This is a genomic window from Aquabacter sp. L1I39, from assembly GCF_017742835.1.
In the GTDB taxonomy this organism is placed as follows: domain Bacteria; phylum Pseudomonadota; class Alphaproteobacteria; order Rhizobiales; family Xanthobacteraceae; genus L1I39.
This window is the reverse complement of record NZ_CP072392.1, coordinates 4,741,343-4,764,486: the sequence shown is the minus strand read 5'-3', so window position 1 is coordinate 4,764,486 and position 23,144 is coordinate 4,741,343. Positions and strand designations below refer to the sequence as shown.

Genomic DNA, 23,144 nt, shown 5'->3' with positions numbered 1-23,144 from the left:
GCACCCCATTCCTCGCTTAGCCGAGCCTTGCCTTAAGGAAAAGGGCGAAAAGTGACCCGCTGACGCGCTGGGGCCTCCCCCTTGCGGCAAGGCTCAAGTCAGCTTCAAATGTCATGAACGAGATTTCATGTGTGCCGACGGCGGGCTTGCGGTAACGAATTCCCGTAAGGCGTGGGGGAAGGCATGGTGGGGCAGCGCACGGCCGATCAGATCGCTCGCGAGCGTGACGGGGCACGAAAAATGCCCGTGCGACATGCTGCATCCGGCAGCGTCTATGGTGCCTCCACGGCCCGGCTGAGGCTTTCAACCGCACTTTCGGGCACGCTGGCCGGCCTGGCCTTCCTGGCAGGCGCGGGCGTCGCTTTGCCCCCGCAAGCCCGCGCCCAGTCTCTGCCATATGCGCGCCAGGTCACCGGTGCCGCGGGCGGGACGGGGTCTTCGGAAAACTACATTCACGATGACGCCCATGGTGGTCCTGGAGGTGCAGGCCAGTCCCTGCAGACCTATACGGCGAGCGTGACCGGCTCCGTGACCGGCTCCTATGCCCTGCTGATGTCCGTCACGGGTGGCGCCGGCGGTGCCGGCGGTTCCGGCACCACGGGCGGCGGCGGTTCCAACAACGGGACGGGTGGTCCGGGCGGCGCCGGTGGCTGGGGCGGTTATCTCAGCAATCTGTCGGTGGCCAGCGTGACGGCCAACGTGAGCGGGATCGCGATTACCGCCCAGTCTGCGGGCGGCGCAGGCGGGGGCGGCGGGTACGGCTATAGCGGCATCGACAACGGCTATGGCGGCCTTGCCGGCGCGGGGGGAAATGCCGGCGCGGCCAAGCTGACAGTCTCCTCCTCCAGCCTCAGCGCAGGCCAGGCAGGCATCCTGATCTCCTCCGCTGGCGGCACCGGCGGCACGGCGGGCAAGGCCGGGACGGATACCGGCATCGAAGTGCCAGCCGCCTTGACAGGCAGCGCGCTCGGATACCAGGGCGGGCAGGGCGGCTACGGCAACTGGACCAGCTTGTCCGTTTCCTCTTCCACGGTGACCGGCGGAACGACGAGCAATTCAGGAGCCATTTCGATCCAGTCCGCGGGTGGGGCTGGCGGCGTAGGCGGGAAGGCGTATGCCTCCTGGTACAGTTCGACCGCAGGCCAGGGCGGCACCGGCGGCAATGCGCACCACACCTATGCAAGCGTGTCCCAATCCACCGTTTCCGGCACCGGCTACGGCATCAGCATTGTCGCATCCGGAGGCGCGGGCGGCGCCGGTGGGTATGCGCACAACCATTTCGTCAGCCCGTATGGCGGCCTCGGCGGCACCGGTGGCAACGGCGCCTATGCCGGATTGAACATCTCGCAAAGCACCGTCAGCGCCACCAACGGCCCAGGCATCGTCATCACCTCTGCGGGCGGCGCGGGGGGCGTGGCCGGCGGCGCCGTAACCTGGACCGCGGGGGCCAATCAGGCCAATGGTGGCGCGGGCGGCACTGGCGGGCAGGTGCAGCTCACCCTTACCGGAACGGCGGGCCAGAACAACAGCAGCGTCACCGCCACCAACGGCGCGGCCATTCTCCTGACCTCCAGCGGCGGCGCTGGCGGCACCGGCGGCTATGCCTACAGCCACACCGTCGAGCCGACGGGCGGCATTGGCGGGGCCGGCGGCAATGCCGGCACCGTGGGCGCGACCATCACCGCCACGGTGATTACCGCCACCAGTGGCGACGGCGTGAGCGTGTTCGCAAATGGCGGGGCGGGCGGCACGGGCGGCAAGGGCGAATCCAATGCCGCAGCCAATGGCGGCGCTGGCGGCGTCGGCGGAACCGGCGGTGCCGTCACCTTGCAGCTCTCCGGCGTGACGATCTCCTCCTCGATCACGGGCGTTCGGGCCGTGTCCTATGGCGGGGCGGGCGGTATCGGAGGCGAGGGCGACGCCACCTTCGGCAACGCCACCGGCGGCAATGGCGGCGCTGGCGGCAATGGCGGCAGTGTCAGCATCACCGTGTCCGGCACCATCAACGGCGTCAGTACCGGTGTCGAGGCGAAGGCCACCGGCGGCGTCGGCGGCCGGGGCGGCTATGGCTATGCCGGTCAGGCCAGCGCCTGGGGTGGCAATGGCGGCACGGGCGGCACGGGCGGCACCGCCACCGTCACCATCGCCGCGAACACAATCATCACCGCGACCGGCGGCCCCAATGCCCAGGCGGTGGCCGTCTATGCCAATGGCGGCAATGGCGGCGACGGCTACGTGGCCAAGCCCTGGATCGGCGGCGGATGGAGCGCCACGGGCGGCAATGGCGGAACGGGCGGCACCAGCGGCGTGGCCAGCCTCTCCGTGCAGGCCGGCGCCCAGCTTTCCACCACAGGCTCCAACGCGCCGGTGGTGCTGGTGCAGGCCAATGGCGGCAATGGTGGTAGCGGCGCCACTGCCAATAATGCCTGGAATCTCTCGGGCGGCTCGGGCGGGCAAGGCGGGTCGGCGGCCTCCGGCAAGGTGGTCAATGTCCAGATCGCCAGTGGCGCGACCCTCTCGGCCTCCGGCTATGCCTCCAACGGCATTCTGGCCCAGAGCCTCGGCGGCGTTGGAGCGGCGGGGGCGAGCGTCTATGGCGGCTTCGTCTCGACCTCCGGCGGCAATGCGGGGCCGGGCGGGTCTTCGGGTTACGTCTATGTAAAGTCGGCGGCCAGCGTCACCACGCGCGGCAATGGCGGCATCGGCATCGTGGTGCAGTCGGTGGCCGGCGGCGGCGGCAATGGCGGCGATGCGGCCGGCGGCTTCGCGTCCATGGGCGGCAATGGCGCGGCCAGCGGCAATGCGGGCGGCGCCACGGCGCTCAATTCAGGAGCGGTCAACACCTATGGCAATTATGCCCATGGCATGCTCGTGCAGTCGGTGGGCGGCGGCGGCGGCAGCCTGATCCTGGGCACCGGCCAGATCGCAGTGGGCGGCTCGGCTGCGACCGGCGGCACATCCGGCACCGGCACCAGCGATCTCGCCCTCGTCCGCAATTCCGGCACCCTCACCACCCGCGGCACCTATTCGGACGGCATTCTGGTCCAGTCCGTCGGCGGCGGCGGCGGCAATGGCGGCGGCGCGGGCGGCATTGTCTCGCTGGGCGGGCAGGGCGCCGCGGGCGGCAATGCGGGGGTGGTGAAGGTCTATAATTCCAATCTCGTCACCACCGGCAACCTCAACGCGCTTGGCATCGTGGCGCAGTCCATCGGCGGCGGTGGCGGGCGTGGCGGCGGCGCGATTTCCGCCGGGGTCGGCATCTCCGCGGCCATTGGCGGCGGCGGGGGCACGGGCGGGGCAGGCGGCGACGTCTATGTGAGCAATTCCGGCGCCACCGCCACCACGGTAACGGTCAAGACCACCGGCGCCTACTCCACCGCGCTCCTCGCCCAATCGGTGGGCGGCGGCGGCGGCGCGGGCGGCAGCGCCACGGCGAATACGCTGGAGGGCGTCGCCTTCACCATTGGCGGGACGGGCGGGTCCGGTGGCGATGCCGGCACGGTCACCGTCGTCAATGCGGCGGGGATCGTGACCACCGGCGCGCGGTCCTCGGGTGTTCTTGCCCAATCCATCGGTGGCGGCGGCGGGTCTGGTGGCGCGGCCATTTCCAGGAGCGCCGGCGTCTTCGGCGCGGCCGCTGTGTCCGTGGGCGGATCCGGTGGCAATGGCGGCACCGGCGAGGCGGTGAGCGTCAGCAATGCTGGAACCATCACCACCGGCGGCACGGATTCCATCGGCATTCTCGCCCAGTCCATCGGCGGCGGCGGCGGCAATGGCGGCTCCTCGGCGGCCGAGGCGGCCTCCGCGGGGGTGGACGCCTCGGTCACCGTCACGGCGGCCATCGGCGGGTCGGGCGGCAGCGGCAGCAAGGCGGGCAGCGCCAGCGTGACCAGCACCGGCACCGTCACCACCGCGGGCGCGGGCGCGACCGGCATCCTGGTCCAGTCCATCGGCGGCGGCGGCGGCGCAGGCGGCGACGCCTCGGCGCTCGGCATCTCCGCCTCCAACGGCTTCTCGCTGTCCGTGAGCGCGGCGCTCGGCGGCTCGGGTGCGGGCGGCGGGGCGGGCGGCACGGCGGCCGTCCTCACCTATGGCCATGTGACCACCACCGGCAATTTCGCTGATGCGGTGATCGTCCAGTCCATCGGCGGCGGCGGTGGCGCGGGCGGCGTTGGTGCCTCCTCGGCCGATGCGCTGACCTTGGCCGATTCGGTTTCGGTGAGCCTCTCCCTGGGCGGCGCGGGCGGGCTGGCCAGTTCCGGCGGCGCGGTGGTGGCTGGCAATTACGGCGCCATCCGCACCGAGGGCGCCAGCGCGCGTGGCATCCTCGCCCAGTCGGTGGGCGGGGGCGGCGGCGTGGCGGGGGGCGGCACCTCCAATTCCTATAACGGCACCGTCAATGCGAGCGTAGCGCTCGGAGGCACGGCCGGCGGCGGCGGCCATGGCGGCGTGGTGGTGGTGGGCAATTCGGGCACCATCACGACCACGGGGGGCGATGCGGACGGCATCCTCGCCCAGTCCATCGGCGGCGGTGGCGGCGCGGGCGGCTCGGCCTCGGGCAAGACGCAGAACGACAAGGACCTGCCCAATTCCAATGGCAGCTTCTCGCTGACCGCGACGCTGGGCGGCGCCGGCGGATCGGGGGGCTATGGCGGCACGGTGACGGTGAACAACGTGGCCACCGGAACCGGCGCGGCGCCCTCCATCACCACCACCGGGGACCATTCCTCCGCCATCGTGGCCCAGTCCATTGGCGGGGGCGGCGGCAAGGGCGGCACGGCGGCGGGCTCGGCCTCCGGCGGCAAGGCGGCGCTGACCTTAACGCTCGGCGCGTCGGGCGGATCGGGCGGTTATGGCGGCGCGGTGTTCGTGACGTCGGAAGGCACGCTCTCCACCAAGGGCAAGGATGCCCCGGCCCTCATCGCCCAGTCGGTGGGCGGCGGCGGCGGCATTGCCGGCAACAGCAATTCGGCCACCACCTCCAAGATCAGCCTGGGCGCGGCCATTTCGCTCACCGCAGGCAGTGGCGAGCAGGGCGGCACTGTCTATGTGACCACCTCCGGCACCATCCACACCGCCGGCGAACTCTCCGACGGCATCCTTGCCCAGTCGGTGGGCGGGGGCGGCGGCGTCGGGGGCTCGGCGGGTGCGGACAGCCATAGCAAGGGCCAGGATTCCATTTCCGCCACCCTGGCACTGGGCGGGGCGGGCGGGTCCGGCTCCTATGGCGGCACGGTCCAGGTCACCAATTCGGCCGGCATCGGCACCGAAGGCGCCAGCGCCAACGGCATTCTCGCCCAGTCCATCGGTGGCGGTGGCGGCAAGGGCGGCTCGTCCACCAGCAAGGGCGATGGCGGCAGCTATGCCATCGGCGCCAGCCTCGGCGGCGAGGGGGGCGCGGGCTCGCAGGGCGGGGCAGTGTCGGTCGTCAATTCCGGCACCATCATCGTCTCCGGCGATCACGCCAATGCCATTCTCGCCCAGTCCGTGGGCGGGGGAGGCGGGTCCGTAGGGGCCTCGGCGGCGACCGGGTCCGGCAAGTCGGCGGCTATCACCTTCACTTTGGCCGGCAGTGGCGGCACGGGCGGCAATGGCGGCACGGTCGCCGTGACCTCCACCGGCAGTCTCCAGACCGGCGGCCAGAACGGCACCGGCGTGCTCGCCCAGTCCATCGGCGGCGGCGGCGGCAATGCCGGCAGCGCCACCAATTCGTCCTCCTCCAAGATCGCCCTGGGCGGCGCCATGGGCGGCACCGGCGGGGCGGGCGGCAATGGCGGCACCGTGACCGTTGCCTTTAACAATACGAGCTTCGGCAGCCTCGTCACCACGGGTCAGGGGGCGGACGCGGTGCTCACCCAGTCCATCGGCGGGGGCGGCGGCACGGGCGGCACGGGCACCGGCAAGGCGGACGGCGCCGGCGGCCAGGCGGTGAGCCTCGCGGTGGCGGTGGGCGGCGGCGGCGGCTCGGGCGGCTCTGGCAGCACGGTCACTGTCACCAATGGCGGCGCCACCACCAAGGGCGTGAACATCTCCACCTCCGGCACCGGCGCCAATGGGGTGGTGGCCCAGTCCATCGGCGGCGGCGGCGGCAAGGGCGCGGCGGCCTCCTCCACGGCGGCCGATACGGGGGCCTCCAGCATCGCCGAAATCTCGCTCGGCGTGGGCGGTTCGGGCGGCACCGGCGGCACGGGCGGGGCGGCGACGATCACCTGGACCGACGGCACCATCCTGACAATGGGCGACCACGCGGCCGGCCTCATCGCCCAATCCATCGGCGGGGGCGGCGGGCTGGCGCTCTCCACCCATGCGGCGGCGACCGGCACCAAGGCGGATGCCTCGGTCATGGTGGGCATTGGCGGGACGGGCGGATCGGGCAATACGGGCGGCGCAGCCACCGTCACGTCCGGCGCCAGCATCCAGACGCTGGGCGTCTCCAGCTATGGCGTGCTCGTCCAGTCCATCGGCGGTGGCGGGGGCGCCTCCAGCGCGGTAGGCGGGGCGGCCAATGGCGGCAAGGTGGGCGTCACCTTCACGCTCGCCGGCTCCGGCGGCAGCGGCAATGATGGCGAGGCGGCGACCGCCACTCTGTCCGGCAGCGTCTTCACCCAGGGCCAGAACGCCACCGCCGTGCTGGTGCAGTCCATTGGCGGCGGCGGCGGCACGGCGGGCAGTGCCGACAATGCGGCCCTCGCCCAGTTCGCCATCGGCGGCGCCGTGGGCGGGGCGGGGGGCTCGGCCTCCAATGGCGGGGCGGCGACCGCCACCCTGGCCACCACCGCCATCGCGCGGATCAGCACCACCGGCTATGCCGCCGATGCGGTGCTGGTGCAGTCCATCGGCGGGGGCGGCGGCACGGCGGGCGCGGGCTCCGGCAAGGCGGACGGCGCCGGCGGCAGCGGTGTCGCGGTTTCGGTGGGGATTGGTGGATCGGGCGGCATGGGGGGCGCGGGTGGTGGTGCCACCATCGCCAATGGCAGCGCCTCCGCGCCAGGCTCCGCCTTCTCCATCTATACGAGCGGCGTCGGCGCCAACGGCCTGGTGGCGCAGTCCATTGGCGGCGGCGGCGGCAAGGGCGGCGCAAGTTCCTCCACCACCGGCGGCAGCGACGCGGCCAACATTTCCGCGTCCATCGGCGGCACGGGGGGCACCGGCGGCGGCGGGGGGACGGCCACCGTCAACAATTACGGTACCGTCCAGACCAACGGCGACCATGCGAGCGCCATCGTGGTGCAATCCATCGGCGGGGGCGGCGGCAATGCGGTGGCCACCACCTCCACCGCCTCCGGCAAGACGGCCAAGCTCAATCTCTCTGCGAGCCTGGGTGGCTCGGGCGGCACCGCCGGCAATGGCGGCACGGTGAGCCTCACCAATGCGGGCGACCTTGCCACCAGCGGCAGCTTCGGCCACGGCCTGCTCGCCCAGTCCATCGGCGGGGGCGGCGGCAGCGCGGCCGTGACCGGCGACAGCGGCACCGGCGGCACGGCGGCCATCGGTCTCTCTCTTGCCGGTTCGGGCGCTGGCGGGGGTGATGGCGAGAAGGTCACCGTCACCAATAGCGGCGACATCACCACCACGGGTCTCGGCGCCAGCGCCATCCTCGCCCAGTCCATCGGCGGCGGCGGCGGCTTTGCCGGCAGCGCCCAGAATGCCACCTCCGGTCAGGTGGCCCTGGGCGCGGTCATTGGCGGGGGCGGCGGCAGCGGCGGCCATGGCGGCAATGTCTATGTCTATGGCCGTTCGGCCCAGCAGATCATCACCACCGGCGCCATGGCGGACGCGGTGGTGGCCCAGTCGGTGGGCGGCGGCGGTGGTGTGGGCGGCGCCGGCAAGGCGGACGCGGATGGCAAGGGCGGCAACAGCTTCTCCCTGTCCGCCGCCGTGGGCGGCGGCGGCGGGACGGGCGGCTATGGCGGCTCGGTGCTGGTGGATTTCGGCACCAGCCTGTCCAGCATCATCTCCACCTCCGGCCACGATTCCGCCGGCCTGCTCGCCCAGTCCATTGGCGGCGGCGGCGGCAAGGCAAGCCTGTCCTCCTCGTCCAGCGGCGATAGCGGCGGCACCGCGAGCCTCTCGGTCGACATTGGCGGCTCGGGCGGGTCCGGCGGCAACGGCGGTTCAGTCACGGTGACCGTGAATGCCCTGGTCCAGACCACCGGCGCGGGTTCCGATGGCCTGCTCCTCCAGTCCATTGGCGGCGGCGGCGGCACGACGGCAGCGGCCAACAGCCGGGCGTCGGGCGACAGCAACACCATCACTGTGGGCTTCACGCTGGGTGCGTCCGGCGGCTCCGGCGGCAATGGCGAGGGGGTGACGCTCACCCAGTCCGGACGCATCATCACCACGGGCGATGCCGCCAACGGCATCGTCCTGCAATCCATCGGCGGCGGCGGCGGGCGGGCCTCCAGCGTCGGGGCGGATGCGGGCACGGGCGAGGTGTCGGCCACCTTGACCCTGGGCAGCTCGGGCGGGGCCGGCGGCACCGGCGGCGCCGTCACCGCCACGGTGAAGGGGCTGGTAGCCACCAGCGGCGACACGTCGGCCGGCGTGCTGGCGCAATCCATTGGCGGCGGCGGCGGCGTTGCGGCCACCAGCACGTCGAATTCGTCCGGCAGCCATTCGGCGGCGGTGACGCTGGGCGGCTCGGGCGGCACGGGTGCCTATGGCGGCAACGTCCAGGTGACGGTGGGCGAGAGCGGCACCGTCTCCACCCGCGGCACCAATTCCCACGGCCTCCTGCTGCAATCCATCGGCGGCGGCGGCGGCATTGCGGGTGCGGCGGCCTCCGACGGCACCGGCGCGGTGGCCTTCGGCGGCTCGGGCGGCACGGGCAATGATGGTGGCGCCGTGACGGCCACGGTGGCGGGCGCCGTGGTCACCGCCGGCTCCGGTGCGGCGGCCATCTTCGCCCAGTCGGTGGGCGGCGGCGGCGGCATCGGCGGCAGCGCGGCGAGCGCAGTCTTCTCCCTCGACGACGGCATTGCCGGCTCGGGCGGCGGGTCCGGCAATGGCGGCACGGTGACCGTCGACGTGTCCGGCAAGGCGCAGACCACCGGCGCCAATGCGGCGGCCATCATCGCCCAGTCCATCGGCGGCGGCGGCGGCCTTGCGGGGACGTCGAATAGCGCGGTCAATGTGGGCTTCGGCACCGCCGGCGGGTCGGGCACGGGCGGCGCCGTCAATGTGAACGTCTCAGGCCTCGTCACCGCCTCCGGCGCCGGCTCGCCCGCCATCTTCGCCCAGAGCTACGGCGCCTCGGGCAACAACACCATCACCGTGACCGTGGAGAAGGGCGGCACCGTCCAGGGCGGCACGGGGATCGCCTCCATCATCCTGTCCGGGGGCCTCGACAATGTGGTCACCATCGCGGCGGGCGGGCACGTGTCCAGCCTGTCGGGGCTGGCCATCCAGGGTGGTGCGGCCTCCGACGCCATCACGGTGGCCGGTGTGCTGTCCGGCAGCGTGGATCTGGGTGAGGGCGCCAACAGCTTCGTCGTGCAGAAGGGGGGCGTCTTCAATTCGGGCGAATATGTGCGCATGGGGCCGGAGAGCGTGGGCGCGACCCTGCTCACCACCCTGTCCGCCGGCACCACCCTCGCGCTGCAGAACTCCGGCACCGTCAATCCCGGCGGCCTCGGCGTGCTGGCGAAAACGGGGCTTCTCGGCCAGTTCGTCTCCGATGGCATCTACCAGGCGGACTTGGATGCCCGCACGCTGACCCACGATCTGCTGGGCGTGACCGATGCGGCGGTGCTGTCAGGGCGCATCGATCCGCGCCCGCGCACCATCGCGCCCAATACCAGCTACACCATCCTGGAGGCGGCCTCCGTCACCAACACCGCCACCACCACCAATTCCGGCTTCGCCTATAGCTGGGACATGACCACGACGCCGACCTCGGTCTCGGTGTCTCCCGTCGCCCATTTCGTGCCCTTCGGCCTGCCGCTCAGCGCCAACGAGGCGGCGGTGGGCGGGGCCTTGCAGCAGGCGTGGAACCTGGGCGGTTCCTCGGGCATGACGAATGCCTTCTCCTCACTGATCGGCCTGTCCGACCTGCCGGCCTATCAATATGCCCTCGGCCAGCTGACCCCCCAATTGCTCCAGACCGGGGCGGCGCTGCGGCTGAATGACAGCCGGGCCTTCCTGAACCGCACCTTGTCGTGCCCGGTCTTCATCGAAACGAGCACCCAGCTGCAGGAGGACCGCTGCGCCTGGACGCGGATCATCGCCGGGCGCACCACCCAGGCGACCACCGACCAGGTGACCGGCTATACGGCCGACAGCCTGACTTTCCAGGCGGGCGTCCAGAGCGAAATCGCCACCGACACCTTCATCGCCCTCTCGGCGGCCTACCAGCAGAGTTGGCTGTCCAGCTCCAATTCCTCCTTGTCCTCGGACGGCAGCGGGGTGGATGTGGGCCTTGCGCTGAAGCGGCAGGTGGGGCCGTGGATGTTCGCGGCGGCGGTGGATCTGGGCTGGATGAGCTACGACAACACCCGCACCATCTGGACCCTGGGCGGCGCGCCCACCAGCAACGCCAATGTGATGAATGCCACCGGGCGCCTACGCGCCGCCTATGAGTTCGCCTTTGCCAATTGGTATGCGCGGCCCATGGTGGATCTCGACCTCATCCATGTGAACGCCCCCGGCTATAGCGAGCAGGGCTTCACCGGGGCCGAGCTGCAGGTGAACGGGGCAAGCCAGACCACGTTCGTGGTGACGCCGGCGGTGGAGTTCGGTGGCCGTATCGACCTCTCCGACGGCACCGTGCTGCGGCCCTACATGACGCTCGGCGCGTCCTTCGCCACAAGCGATGGCTGGACCGGCACGTCGAGCTTCCTGTCCGCCCCCGCCGGCACGCTGCCCTTCACCACCACCACGCCGCTGCCGAGCGTGCTCGGCAATTTCGACCTGGGCCTCCAGGCGCTCACCAAGCAGAATCTGGAGCTGAAGCTGGAATACAGCCTGAGCGCCGGAGCCAACTATTCCTCGCAGTTGGGCATGGCGCGCTTTGCCATCCACTTCTGAGGCGGGGACCTTGGGGTCCCCGTCAGTCCTGCGGCAGCAGGAAGGCGGTGAGGCGCGCGACGGCGTCTTCCGAAAGGGGCGATGAGCGGCGGGTGGCATTGTCCACCCGCACCATCACGGTGTCCGCATTGGCGACGCGTTTGCCGTTCTGGAACAGCACCTGGCGCATCTGCACCGAGCTGCGGCCGACGCTGAGCACGCCCGTGCCGATCCAGATCTCGCCCGGCCAGAGCACCTCGGCGCGATACTCCATCAGCAGGCGCGCCAGCACGAAGGAGCCGCCTTCCCCCGCAATGGAGCCGCCCTGGCCATAGAAAAGCTCGGTGCGGCCGGTCTCCAGGAAGGTGGAGAAGACCGCGTTGTTCACATGGCCCTGCCGGTCGGTGTCGCGATAGCGCAGCTTGTCGTAGGAGCGGACCGGAAAATCCTCGAGCGTCAGATCGCGCATATCTCTCCCCGGAGCCGGTTCCCGACCGGCGACGGCTCAACTCCTATCCGCCGGAACGCCAACCCGCAAGCGCGTAAGCAAGGCTGCCTTATCAATCCGGCGGGCGCGGTCTTAGGCGCAGCCTTGGCGCGGCCCGCATCAGCGCGGCGGCGCGGCGGGTGCGGGATGGGGCAAGGGGAGGAACCAGGGCGGCGGCCATAATGCCAAGCGCTCCCGCGCCGGATCCGCCCGCCACGCCGTCACCTCGGCGCGCCAGGACGGGCCGCTGAAGAAGGGCTCCACGTTCCAATATTGAAAGAAGCCGCAGGCCAGCATCCAGAGGGCCAACACGCCCGCCACCGGGCGGAGCGGCCGCCATGCGCGGCGCCTCTCCGCCATCCCCGCCATGGCGGCTATGAGAGCGAGCCCCATCAGGGCGTTCGGAGCATAGGCATAGCGACCGGCGGCGGCGGGAATGAGCAGGATCCACGGGTCCTTGCCCAGCGCACCGGCATAGGAGACGAGGGCGACCAGCAGCGCTGCCGCGGCAAGCCAGCGGGAGGCGGGGGTGCGCAGCACCGTCACCGCGAGCAAAGCGGCAAACGCCGCGAGGCCGGCGGCTGCCAGCGCCTTCGCAAGGCGGGATCCGGCGAGGAGCACCGCTCCCACCTCGCCGGCGGCGTCTCCAAGCCAGGGCAGGGCCAGATTCTTGACGCCGATGGCGCTGAGCATCGCAAGGACCGAGAGGCCACCGCCGCGCTCGCCCTCCGCCAGCACGCGGATCATCAGCACGGCCTGGACGAGCGCCAGCGCGCATAAAAGGGCAGCCTCCCTCATGTCCTGCCCGGTGCGGGAGCGCAGGGCTTTCAGCGCGAACAGGGGGGCCAGCGCCACCGAAACCGGTCCGGTCGCCCCCGCCAGCAGCAGGAAGGCCAACCGGACGGCCGAGGGCAGGGCGGCGCGGCCGGTCGCCAGCAGCACCGCGGTGCCCACCGCGAGATGAAACTGGCTGTTGATGGTGTTGAGCCACACCTCGGCACTCGGCACGGCGACGATCGGGACAAGCGCCGCGAGCGCCCGTCCCCAGAGCGGGCCGAAGGCGTCGGAGCGGGCGACGATCCAGACCACGGAAAGCTGCACCGCCAGGGCGCACCATGTGGTGACGCGCGCCGCCCCCTCCAGCGGCACGACGCTGGCGGCGAGCGCGGCCAATTTGTTGAAGGCGGAATAGTAGCCCACCCGCGGCGCCAGCAGGGCATCCCACCAGCTGCCGGCCACGGCGTCGCGGAAATAGATCACGCCTTCCTCGGCGAACAGGCGTCCATCCATGAGGATGTGCGGCGTGCGCGCGAAGATGAAGGTGGCCGCCAGCACCACCATGCCCCACGCCAGCGCCCGAACGTCGGCGGGATCGGGTGCGGCCGGAACGGCGGCGGCGACGGCCGGGTGGGACACAGGCACCTCGTGGAAAGAAAAGGCCCGTCTTTGGTGCCGCAGAGGGCGACCTTGGGTCAAGTCGCCGCTGACCGGAGAGGGCCTAGTGGCCTGTGCGCCCGAAGCGGACGGAGCACGGGCGTCCGGTCAGGGCAGATCGGCGTCCCGTGTCACCGGGCCGGTGAAGACGTAGCCGATGCTGCGGGCGGAGGCGACGGGCAGCGCCTCCCCGGTCTCGGTCTGAACCTTGCGGCGCAGGCGGAAGACGATGAGGTCGAGCCCGCGCCCCAGCGTATCCTCCGAGGGCCGCCGCACGTCCGAGATCAGGGCGGTCCGCGCGACAGGCTCTCCCGCTCGCTCGGTGAGCTTGTTCAAGAGGTGGTGCTCGGCGGCGGACAGCGGTACCGATGCCCCGCCGGGGGCGATGAGCGTCCAGCGCGCGGTGAGGAACACCCACCGCCCGGGGCCCGCCCGCTCGGCCGGCGCCGTCTCCCGCGGGCCGTTGAGGCGGCGGGCGAGATTGCGGATGAGCAGCTCAAGCTCCTGCGGATCCACGGGCTTGGTCACATAATGGTCCGCGCCCACGGACAGGCCCTGGATCCGGTCCTCCCGGCGGGTGCGGCCGGTGAGCATGATGATGCCGACACCCGGGCGCTCCTTGAGGTGCACGGCTGCCTCGAACCCGTCCAGGCCCGGCAGGTTCACGTCCAGCAGCACCACGTCGGCCGGAAAGCTGGTCAGCTCGCGCTCGATATAGCGCGCGTCGCGCAGCGCGCGGACCTTGAAGCCCGACGAGGTCAGGAGGGAGTCCAGACTGTCCCGGAGGTCGCTGTCATCCTCGACGATGAGCACATGAACCGACATGACCTCCTCCCTCACCCCTCGCGCGCCGTTGGCCGGTCCAGCCCGGGTTGGCGCGGCAGCCAGACCTTGAAGACGCTTCCGCCTTCGCTTCGGTCGCCCACCTTGATCCAGCCGGCGTGCTGCTCGACGATGAGGCGGGCGAGATACAGGCCGATGCCCGTTCCCGGTCGGGTCACCGTGCTGGGTGACCTGTAATATCGCTCGAAGATCTCTTCCCGTTCCGCTTCCGGCACGCCGCGCCCGCGGTCGGCCACCTCGATCAACACGCCATCGTCCGCCGGCGCGAGGCTGGCGGTGACGGGGCCGTCCGTGTGCTTGAGGGCATTGCCCACCAGATTGTCGAGCACGGTGCGCAGCAGCACGGCATCGCCCTCAATCACGGTCTGCGGGCACGGGCCGAGGAAGACGCGGCCGGGCGCCTGCGATCCCTGGTCGTGGACCACATCGGCGACGAGCGCACCCATGTCGACGGGGCGGTGCTGGAGCATCATGGCGGAATGCTCCAGCCATTCGTCGGCCAGGAACGTATCGATGAGGTTGGACAGGCGCGTGACGGCGCGGCCCACCTTGTCCACTTCCCGCCGCAGGGCGCTCATCCCGGTGCCGAGGCCCCGCTCCATCACCGTCACCGCCAGGCGCATGGTGGACAGGGGGGTGCGGAATTCGTGGCTCACCATGACCAGGAAGTTGCGCTGCTCCTTGAGTGCCCGCTGCAAGGCATCCTCGGCGCGCCGGCGGCCCTCGACCTCCTCGTTGAGGGCGGCCGTGCGCTCGGCGACGGCGAACTCCAGCTGCCGCTCATTGCTGCGCGACAGCGCCAGCAATTGGCTCTCCAGCCGTCGCCGCGCCCGCGAGCCCGCCCGCATGGAGGACGCAAGGCCGGCAAAGATCGCCGCCATGTGCAGGAAGCCGGCGGTCTGGTAGCCCCAGCCGAGGAAATCTGTGAGCGGCGCGACGCCGAGCACCACCAGGGAAAACCAGATGGTGGCCGCGCAATAGGAGGTGAAGCCGACGAAATACCATAGGCCCGCCGGCTCCCGGTGGCGCACCTGCTGGAGGGCAAGCCAGGGCGAGACCAGCGCGAGGCCCAGGATGCCCAGCATCAGGTAAGGCGCCACCACCTTGTAGTAGCCGAAGGCCGAGGCGACCACGCACAGGGCCGAGAAGAGGCCGAGCGCCTTGAGTAGGGCATCAATGATGCGCGCCCCCTCCCGGGTGCGGAACAGCCCGCGCACCATGAAGGCCCCCGCCAGGACGGAGAAGCAGCCCACCATGTTCTGCAGGCGGATCACGTCGCCCGGGTCCCAGCTGCTCAGCAGCACCTGCCCGAAGCCGCCATTGCCCAGGAACACCAGCGACACGGCGCCCACATAGGCGCCGTACCAGCCGAACTGGGGGGCTCTGAGCCAGGCGGCCATCACCAGCGTGCCGATGGAGGTGATGATGGCAGCGCCGACGCCGAGCGAGAAGGTGAGCACCGACAAGGTGAGGTGCCGCGCCAGTTCCGGCAGCCGCCAGAGCGTGAGCTGGGCATTCAGTGCCCGGTTGCCGGACAGGCGCAGATAAATCTCGGAGGTTTCCCCCGCAGGGACCTGAAGCCGCACCACGTTCGTGAAGGTGAACAGGTCGCGCTCGCGCGCCGGCACCATGGCGCCGCTTTCCTTGTGGCGGTTGCGCATCAAGGTGCCGTCTGCGTCCTGGTCGGGCGCATAGACGGCGATATGGTCGGTGTAGGGGGCGGTGATCACCAGCCACCATTGGCCGTTGGCGCCGGGCTCGGGGGCGAGCCGCAGCCGCACCCACCAGGCCCCCTTGGGCACGTAGCTGGCGTTGAAATTGCCGGGCAGGGCGGCAAAGCGGCCCCCCTGGGCGCGCACCTCCTCAAAGCTCAGCGCGCCGGTCGGGTCGTACAACGCCTCCAGGTGGCCTTTGGCGGGCACTTCCAGCACGTTGGACGGCAAGGCGAGCACACCATGCTCGGCCGCCGCCGCCCGTTGACTGGGCAGGAGCGCCGCGAGGACGAGGAGCGCCAGCATGGCGCAGGCGAGAATGGGAAGGAGCAGGCGGCGCGGGGCGGGCGGGACCTGCCCATTGCCGGATCGCCCAGAGCGTCGTGGCGGAGGTTGCCCATCCTTGGTCCGCTCATGCCCGTCATGTCCTCGCACAGCTTCGAACCTTGTCCCACGGTCAGACAATGGCACCCGCTGTGGCGCAGGCCTGGGGCCATGGTGGAAGGTGACGAGCGGGCCGCAACTCTCCCCGCTGGGTACCGTGCCGAAGACGCCAAGATCGACTGCACGGCCAAAAAAAAAGTTTGACGAAATGCGGTCGAGAAACGCCGCTCAGGGTTTCTCACACCCCCACGGAGGGTGCGTCAACGAAATACTCCGTAAGAATGCGGAGAAAACGCGATCCGGCGGGAAGTAAAATGCTGCCACACTCCGCGTTCCGCGGGTGACGCTTCGCTGCGGAAGGGGAGGGATGGTGCCGGCTGAGGGGATCGAACCCCCGACCTTCGGTTTACAAAACCGCTGCACTACCGCTGTGCTAAGCCGGCCCACACACCAGGAGCGTTGCCTGGTCGACGCAGAAGCGCGCGGCGGCTCCGCCGCCGGTTCGCATCTGCGCCCGGCATCTATTCCGCGACCGGAGGGCGTTCGTCAACCTCCCCGCAGTGCCGTGCCTCGGCGGAGCGGCGGACGGGTCTGCGATTCGCAGCCACGCGGTGGCGCGAGGGGGTGCGCAGCTGCGGCCTGGACGGGGCTTCGCCCATGCTCCTTGTCCGCGTTCGGTGTACGCGTCGGGGGCCTTCCGGCGAGGCGGTGCGCAAGACCAGGGCGGGGACGGATGCGTCCGCCGTGCATAAGTGCGGCCATGCGAGACCATTTCAGGTCATCTGAAAGAGTACGAAACGAAATACTCTATGCCTGGGGGATATTTGTCGCTGAAAAAGGCGGGGAATCTGAAATAGACTGATCTGAAATGCCCCGTGGGGCCGTGACGCAATTGTTCATCTTGAGGAATGCGTCGCTTCTCGCGCCAGGGGCAGCCACGGGAGCATCCGCGATGAAACTGCACATCGGCCTCAGCCTTGGTCTTCTGTCGGCCGTCTGGGCCGCGCCGGCGAGCGCCTATGTCGCCAGCCCGACCGTGACGACTTGCATCCGCAATGATGTGGCCACGGTCATCTCCAGCGGCAAATCGGAGGATGTGGGGACGAGATTCCAGATCCGTCCCAGCACCAAGGACATGAAGGCCGACTGCGCCCTTGAGGAGCGGCCGGGCGACGTGGTGATCGGCAACGGCCCGATGGATGCCCTCTCTTATATCCGACTCACCCGGAACGTCCTGATCCTGGATGCCGGGACGGGGCCGGACCGCGCGCTGGTGATCTACCAGGTGCCGGAGGGCAAGGAACTGTTCTCGGGCGGCTATTCCATCCAGGGTCAGTGCGATCCCACCTCGGGCTGCGAGACCGATGATTTCTCCACCGACGAGAAGGGCCTCACCTTCTGGCGGGAGATTGCGGAAAAGCCCACGGCGAAGAACTGTCCCGGCTATGCGAAATTCATGAAGGCCACCGGCTCGGCGGCGATCGAGGAGAAGTCGCTGTTCAGCTTTGCCACCTTGAAGGTGGAGCCGCTGAAGGGACGGCGCTGCGTCCAGCAGCAATAACGCGGTCAAGCGGTTCTCGTCACATGCCGAAGCGCTCTGTCGCTTCGCCTCACGCTCGCTCTTTCCCGCGAACCTGGACGCGCGCCGCTCACGCCTGCTGCCGGGCGCCGCCGTATGCACCTTTCCCGGCCACGGCCGCGTGTTGAAACGCAAATCGCCCGGCCTGCAGGGCAGGCCGGGCGATCCCCGCATGCGCAGGATGCGAGCCGGCGGCGCGAGGCCGCCGGCCAAGGCTCAGTGCCAGTCGTCGAGATTGCGGTTCTTGGTTTCCGGGAGGAACAAGAGGCCGACGACGATGGTGACGCAGGCCACCACGATCGGGTACCAGAGGCCGGCGAAGATGTTGCCGGTGGCGGCCACGATGGCGAAGGCGGTGGGGGGCAGGAAGCCACCGAACCAGCCGTTGCCGATGTGGTAGGGCAGCGACATGCCGGTGTAGCGGATGCGGGTGGGGAAGAGTTCCACCAGCAGGGCGGCGATGGGGCCGTACACCATGGTCACGTAGAGGACCAGGATGAAGAGCAGGCCGATCACCTTCAGGGAGCGCCCATCGGTCAGCACGCCGCCAATGGTGGGCTGCTTCAGGATGGAGGCGTCGCCCGCCTTCGGATAGCCGGCGGCCTGGGCAGCGGCGACGATGGAGGCACCGGTCTTGTCGGTGTCCGGGATCGTCACGGCGGTGCCGTTGACCGTGGCGCTGAGGGCGGAACCGGCGGGGCCGGGCACCAGCTCATAATGCATGGAGTTGGTGGCGAGCGTCCGGCGGTAGACATCGCACGGCCGGGTGAAGACGCGCACGCCCACCGGGTCGAACAGGGTGCCGCAGGTGGCCGGATCCGCGCTGACCACGATCTTCACGTTCTCCGTCGCCGCGATGAGCTTGGGATTGGCCGTGGTGGCGATCATGGTGAAGAGCGGGAAGTAGGTGGCCGCCGCGATGAAGCAGCCGAGCAGCAGGATGGGCTTGCGGCCCACCTTGTCCGACAGCCAGCCGAAGAAGATGAAGAAGGGCGTGCCGATGAGCAGCGAGAAGGCGATGAGCAGGTTCGCCGTCGTGCCGTCCACCTTCAGGGTCTGGGTGAGGAAGAACAGGGCGTAGAACTGGCCCGTATACCACACCACGGCCTGGCCGGCGGTGCCGCCGAGCAGCGCGACGAGGGCGATCTTGGCGTTGGACCAGGTGCCGAAGGCCTCCTTCAGCGGCGCCTTGGAGCGGGTGCCCTCTTCCTTCATGCGCTGGAAGGCGGGCGATTCGCTCAGTTGCAGGCGGATCCAGATGGAGAAGCCCAAAAGGATGATGGAGAGCAGGAAGGGGATGCGCCAGCCATAGGCGGCGAAGGCTTCCGGCGTCATGGACAGGCGCAGGGTGAGGATCACCAGCAGCGACAGGAACAGGCCCACCGTGGCGGTGGTCTGGATCCAGGAGGTGTAGAAGCCGCGCCGGCCATGGGGGGCGTGCTCGGCCACATAGGTCGCCGCGCCGCCATATTCGCCGCCGAGCGCCAGGCCCTGGAGCAGGCGGCAGATGATGAAGGCGGTGGGGGCGAGATAGCCGATGCTGTCGAAGCCGGGCAGGATGCCGACCAGGAAGGTCGAGATGCCCATGATCACCATGGTGACCAGGAAGGTGTATTTGCGGCCGATGAGGTCGCCCAGGCGCCCGAACACCAGCGCGCCGAAGGGACGGACCGCGAAGCCGGCGGCAAAGCCGAACAGCACGAAGATGAACTTGGCGGTGTCATTGGTGCCCGGCACGAAGGTGGCGGCGATGTTGGCCGCCAGCGAACCGGCAAGGTAGAAGTCGTACCACTCGAAGACGGTGCCGGCGGAGGAGGCGATAATAACCTTCCGCTCCTCCTTCGTCATTGGCCCGGACGCCGCGGCCGGTGCGGTCGTTACTGACATGAGCTTTCCTCCCAGCATCAAACGAAACCCCGCCAGCGGGGCGGGTGCGCGGCCTCGAGGACCGGAACGGATGTGCGGGAGGGTGAACGCAAGGGTTCTGCGGCACGCGAAGGCGCGCCTCAGCTTTGGCATTTCCTCCTGCGCATCGTCTTCGCCCGCGTCATTTGGCGCGCGGGCATGTCCGGACGAGGTGGTGCGCAATGAGGAGAGCATGCCTGACCTTCGGCAGGCGCGCGATTGGTCAATGGTCTAAGTCATCGCACCGTATTTGCGCTGCCGAAAGCCTTGGCTGGCAAGGTGTGCGGTGCGGCGAAGGGCGTCTTATCCGCGCTTCAGCTGCCGCCGCGCCATACCCAGCGACAGGGCCGCCGCATTGGAGACGTTGAGCGACTTGATGACCCCCGGCAGGTCGATGCGGGCGAGCACGTCGCAGGTCTCGCGGGTGAGCTGGCGCAGCCCCTTGCCCTCGGCGCCCAGCACCAAGGCGAGCGGCGCGCGCAAGGGCGTGTCCTCCAGGTCCGCCGGGCCCTCGCTGTCGAGGCCCACCACCAGCATGCCGTTGTCCTTCAGCTCGGTCAGCGCCCGGGCGAGGTTGGTCACCAGGCAGAAGGGCACATGCTCCAGGCCGCCGGAGGCGCTTTTCGCCAGAACGCCGGTGGCCGGCGGGCTGTGGCGGGCGGTGGTGACGATGGCGCCCACCGCGAAGGCGGCCGCCGAGCGCACGATGGCGCCCACATTGTGTGGATCGGTGATCTGGTCCAGCACCAGGACGAGATCGGACTTGGCCACGTCCCTCAGGCGCGGGGAGGGCAGGTGCTCCGCCTGCACGAGAAGGCCCTGGTGAACCGCGTCCGGCCCCAGCAGCTTGTCGATCTGCGAGGGGCGCACGATTTCCGGCGCGATGGGCAGCTTCAGGCCCTCTTCGGCCAGACGGTTCACCGCATTCTCGGTGGCCATGATCTTGCGGAATCGCCGCTTGGGATTGGCCAGCGCCTCCGACACCGTATGCCAGCCATAGAGCAGGGCCACATCCTCGTCGCCCTCCCAGGCAGGGGCCGGCCCGCCCTTGGGGCGGCGCGGTGGGAACGGGCGGTTGCCCCCCTGGCCGCCGAACGGGCGGTTGGAGGCGGGGCGGTGCGGGGGGCGGCTCGGCCGGTCGGACATGGCCATGGCTTTGTCAGAGCGCGCGCCCGCGCGCAAGGGCAAAGGCGGCAAAGACGGCGAAGCCGGCCGTGCGCTGTCCACGGGCGTGGCGCCACCCCCGCCGGGCGCGGTCGGCTGGGGCTTCGTCCGTGGCCATCCACAGGCGCGGAAAAAGCCGTTAGATTTTGGGTTGACTTGTGGGGGGCGCCCTCACATAAAACCGGGCCTCGGGAGCCGGTTGACGCCGCTTCCGAAGCAGTCGGGCTGACCCTTGGGCCAGCGCGGATGACGGGCCCAGATGTGGAGGGGTGCCCGAGTGGTTAAAGGGGACGGACTGTAAATCCGTTGGCTCTGCCTACGTTGGTTCAAATCCAACCCCCTCCACCACCCGTCGTCCGGAAGATCCGGCTGTGCCGTCCGCAGGGGTCAGGGAGTAAACCCGCCCCTCGGCCTGCCGCCCGGAACGGCCCGGTTGGTGCGCGGGTGTAGCTCAATGGTAGAGCAGCAGCCTTCCAAGCTGAATACGAGGGTTCGATTCCCTTCACCCGCTCCAATTTCCTGCCTCAGGGAATGCGTCTTTCGCGATCAAGGAAAAATCGAATGGCCCAGATCTGTTTCTGGGTGAGCGGACGCTGGGTGCGGACCAGCTTTCCAGCATTCCAAGCTGCGCGCTCGCGGCTCGCATCGTCAAATTGAGAATGGCCCATGTGAGTTCTCCTTGGCCTTGTTTGGCCGATTGAGAAACGTCGTGGGCCCCAAGCGCGCAGGGGCCGCCAGCTGAACGGCGGCTTCCGACCCGACAATCGACGGAATGGACCTCAAAAACGGGGCGCGCTTTGAAACGAGATAAAGCTCCAGGTTAAGTTAGCAGGAAAATCGAAGCATGCCGATCGCGGAGCCCTCGATCGAACCATCAACTATCTCGAACTGTAGGAATTAAAAACTATAGGCGTTGCTTTGGTGTGGATCTGTGTCCATGCTGCTTGGACATCCCCTGGAAACAACGTTCACGAGCAGCGTCGCGATGACCCGCGCAAGCAACATGGCCGGACTTTATCTCTCTGAGAAAGGGCAGCTTGCGCGCGTCATCCAGCGGATCGTCCGAAACAGCTCGACGGCCGAAGACCTCGTGCACGACAGCTTCGTCACCCTGATCGGCAAGGAGCCGGACGCGTCCATCCGGGACCAGGTCGCCTACCTCACACGTATCGCGCAAAATCTCGCTCTCGATCATCGCCGGCGGGAGGCCCGGATGTCGAGCCTGGAGGAGGCGGCCATCTTCGATCTGGCCGATGCCAGCCCCTCCCCGGAGACCGTCGTGGCCGATAGGGACGCGCTGGTTCAGACCCTGAAAATCCTCGCCGCCATGCCGGAGCGAACCCAGCGCGCCTTCCAGATGCACCGTCTTGGCGAGATGACGCTGGCCCAGATCGCGGTGGAACTCTCGATCTCGACCGCTCATGCCGGCCGGCTGGTGATGGACGGCTATCGCCGAATCCGCGACGGACTGCGCGCCGCCGGGATCGAGTGACGCCGGTTCAGCACGGCATGAGAAATTTCCCCGGATCGATCGTCGTTGATAAGGAGAGGTGGGCGTCTTGACGGTCTCAGCCGCCGCGCCTCCTCAAAGATGCTGCTGCGGGTGCCTTAATGTCTGGGGAAAATGACGACCTCTGGACCGAAGCGATGGCGCTGCTGCTGGTCTGGCACGAACGGCCGGACGACGAGGCGGCGCGCGCGGCGATCCGGCGGTTCTGTTCCCTCAGCAGTGAGCACCGCGCGGCCTGGGACGAAGCCAAGCGTGTGTTCCGCGTCACCGGCGTCGCGGTCGGCGCCGACCGCCGGCAGCGGCACGGGCGTGTCAACCGTCGTCAGGTCACGCTGGGGCTCGGCCTCATGGCATTGCTGGGCGTGGGGGCGCTGTCGGGTCCACGGCTGTGGCGGGGATGGCGCGCGGACATTATCACGGGCGTTGCCGAAGTCCGCGCGGTCCAGCTTGCCGATGGCAGCCTCCTGTCCCTCGGGCCGGACAGCGCGATCGCGGTGACGCTCGCCCCTTCGGAGCGCCGGATCACGCTCTTGGAGGGAATGATCATGTGCAACGTGGCGAAGGATTCGGCCCGCCCCTTCGTCGTCGCCACCGTCGGCCTCACCGCAACGGCCGTCGGCACGCGTTTCGAGGTGGCGCGCAATGCGGGCGTCAGCCGCGCGGCCGTCGAGGAAGGACGCGTGGGGATCGCGCTCGACGGCGCCGCCACGTGGGGGACGCTGGGGGCCGGCGACTGGCTCTCGGTGGAGACCGGCAACCACTCCGTGCGGCGCGGGCGCGGGGATCCGGCGCAGGTGGGGGCATGGCGGCAAAACCTCGTCACCGCCGACCAGGACACGATCGAAAATGTCGTGGCCCAGATTGCCCGCTGGCACCGCGGGCGTGTGCTCATCGCGGATCCCGGCCTTGCGTCAGCGCCGGTGAGCGGCCTGTTTGACCTCAACGACCCGGACGCAGCCCTGGAAGCGGTGGTCAAGCCCTATGGTGGCAAGGTCCGGCACATCTCCCCCTGGCTCACCGTGCTCTCGAGCATCTGATTTTTTTCCACGGGGCAGGAGAAATTCCGCGCCCTGATCCGTCGAGCATTCACAGGAGCACGCGCCACGGGGCGCATGCCATCCG

The 23,144-nt window shown here is 69.7% G+C and carries 11 protein-coding genes and 3 tRNA genes; 6 read left to right on the top strand and 8 right to left on the bottom strand.

The features are described from left to right. Positions 1–246 precede the first annotated feature (246 nt). Positions 247–11,025 (top strand): autotransporter outer membrane beta-barrel domain-containing protein, encoded by a 10,779-nt coding sequence (locus tag J5J86_RS21550; protein ID WP_209101979.1) that lies wholly within the window; start codon positions 247–249, stop codon positions 11,023–11,025. A 22-nt stretch (positions 11,026–11,047) separates the two neighbouring features. Here J5J86_RS21550 and J5J86_RS21545 read toward each other — a convergent pair whose 3' ends face one another. From J5J86_RS21545 to J5J86_RS21525, 5 genes are all read right to left on the bottom strand, one after another. After that, complete coding sequence (locus J5J86_RS21545) at positions 11,048–11,473, bottom strand: acyl-CoA thioesterase (protein WP_209101977.1); 426 nt, start codon at positions 11,471–11,473, stop codon at positions 11,048–11,050. A gap of 138 nt (positions 11,474–11,611) precedes the next feature. Further along, the gene (locus tag J5J86_RS21540; RefSeq protein ID WP_209101976.1) at positions 11,612–12,907 is read right to left on the bottom strand and encodes a hypothetical protein; all 1,296 of its coding nucleotides are present in this window, start codon (positions 12,905–12,907) and stop codon (positions 11,612–11,614) included. A gap of 126 nt (positions 12,908–13,033) precedes the next feature. Further along, positions 13,034–13,750, bottom strand: coding sequence for a response regulator transcription factor (locus J5J86_RS21535; RefSeq protein ID WP_209101974.1), 717 nt, complete (start codon positions 13,748–13,750; stop codon positions 13,034–13,036). An 11-nt stretch (positions 13,751–13,761) separates the two neighbouring features. Continuing rightward, a complete protein-coding gene (locus tag J5J86_RS21530) occupies positions 13,762–15,786 on the bottom strand; it encodes a sensor histidine kinase (RefSeq protein ID WP_209101973.1) in 2,025 nt (674 codons plus the stop codon). Between the two features lie 446 nt (positions 15,787–16,232). Further along, positions 16,233–16,307: transfer RNA gene (locus J5J86_RS21525), tRNA-Thr, on the bottom strand. A 509-nt stretch (positions 16,308–16,816) separates the two neighbouring features. Between J5J86_RS21525 and J5J86_RS21520 the strand changes: the two genes are divergently transcribed. Continuing rightward, a complete protein-coding gene (locus J5J86_RS21520; RefSeq protein WP_209101971.1) occupies positions 16,817–17,425 on the top strand; it encodes a hypothetical protein in 609 nt (202 codons plus the stop codon). A 234-nt stretch (positions 17,426–17,659) separates the two neighbouring features. On the opposite strand, the gene J5J86_RS21515 is transcribed toward J5J86_RS21520, so the two are convergent. After that, positions 17,660–19,330 (bottom strand): MFS transporter, encoded by a 1,671-nt coding sequence (locus J5J86_RS21515; protein ID WP_209101969.1) that lies wholly within the window; start codon positions 19,328–19,330, stop codon positions 17,660–17,662. 321 nt (positions 19,331–19,651) lie between these two features. After that, complete coding sequence (gene rlmB, locus J5J86_RS21510; protein ID WP_209105492.1) at positions 19,652–20,494, bottom strand: 23S rRNA (guanosine(2251)-2'-O)-methyltransferase RlmB; 843 nt, start codon at positions 20,492–20,494, stop codon at positions 19,652–19,654. Positions 20,495–20,775: 281 nt separating this feature from the next. Here rlmB and J5J86_RS21505 point away from each other — a divergent pair. After that, a tRNA-Tyr gene (locus J5J86_RS21505) sits at positions 20,776–20,860 on the top strand. A gap of 92 nt (positions 20,861–20,952) precedes the next feature. Beyond that, positions 20,953–21,026 (top strand) — tRNA-Gly (locus J5J86_RS21500). Between the two features lie 10 nt (positions 21,027–21,036). Here J5J86_RS21500 and J5J86_RS21495 read toward each other — a convergent pair. Next, positions 21,037–21,180 carry a hypothetical protein gene (locus tag J5J86_RS21495; protein ID WP_209101968.1) on the bottom strand — a complete coding sequence of 48 codons (144 nt, stop codon included), beginning with the start codon at positions 21,178–21,180 and terminating at the stop codon, positions 21,037–21,039. A gap of 269 nt (positions 21,181–21,449) precedes the next feature. Here J5J86_RS21495 and J5J86_RS21490 point away from each other — a divergent pair, with 269 nt between their 5' ends. Both J5J86_RS21490 and J5J86_RS21485 read left to right on the top strand, forming a co-directional pair. Beyond that, entirely contained in the window at positions 21,450–22,004 is a 555-nt protein-coding gene (locus J5J86_RS21490; RefSeq protein ID WP_209101966.1) for a sigma-70 family RNA polymerase sigma factor, read from the top strand. A gap of 155 nt (positions 22,005–22,159) precedes the next feature. After that, the gene (locus J5J86_RS21485) at positions 22,160–23,059 is read left to right on the top strand and encodes a FecR family protein (RefSeq protein ID WP_209101965.1); all 900 of its coding nucleotides are present in this window, start codon (positions 22,160–22,162) and stop codon (positions 23,057–23,059) included. Positions 23,060–23,144: the final 85 nt, after the last annotated feature.

Coding starts and splice junctions, on each gene's coding strand:
- J5J86_RS21520 (WP_209101971.1), top strand. CDS start 16,817: ATGAAACTGCACATCGGCCTCAGCCTTGGTCTTCTGTCGGCCGTCTGG.
- rlmB (WP_209105492.1), bottom strand. CDS start 20,494: ATGTCCGACCGGCCGAGCCGCCCCCCGCACCGCCCCGCCTCCAACCGC.
- J5J86_RS21535 (WP_209101974.1), bottom strand. CDS start 13,750: ATGTCGGTTCATGTGCTCATCGTCGAGGATGACAGCGACCTCCGGGAC.
- J5J86_RS21490 (WP_209101966.1), top strand. CDS start 21,450: ATGCTGCTTGGACATCCCCTGGAAACAACGTTCACGAGCAGCGTCGCG.
- J5J86_RS21545 (WP_209101977.1), bottom strand. CDS start 11,473: ATGCGCGATCTGACGCTCGAGGATTTTCCGGTCCGCTCCTACGACAAG.
- J5J86_RS21515 (WP_209101969.1), bottom strand. CDS start 19,330: ATGTCAGTAACGACCGCACCGGCCGCGGCGTCCGGGCCAATGACGAAG.
- J5J86_RS21495 (WP_209101968.1), bottom strand. CDS start 21,180: ATGGGCCATTCTCAATTTGACGATGCGAGCCGCGAGCGCGCAGCTTGG.
- J5J86_RS21530 (WP_209101973.1), bottom strand. CDS start 15,786: ATGCTGGCGCTCCTCGTCCTCGCGGCGCTCCTGCCCAGTCAACGGGCG.
- J5J86_RS21485 (WP_209101965.1), top strand. CDS start 22,160: ATGGCGCTGCTGCTGGTCTGGCACGAACGGCCGGACGACGAGGCGGCG.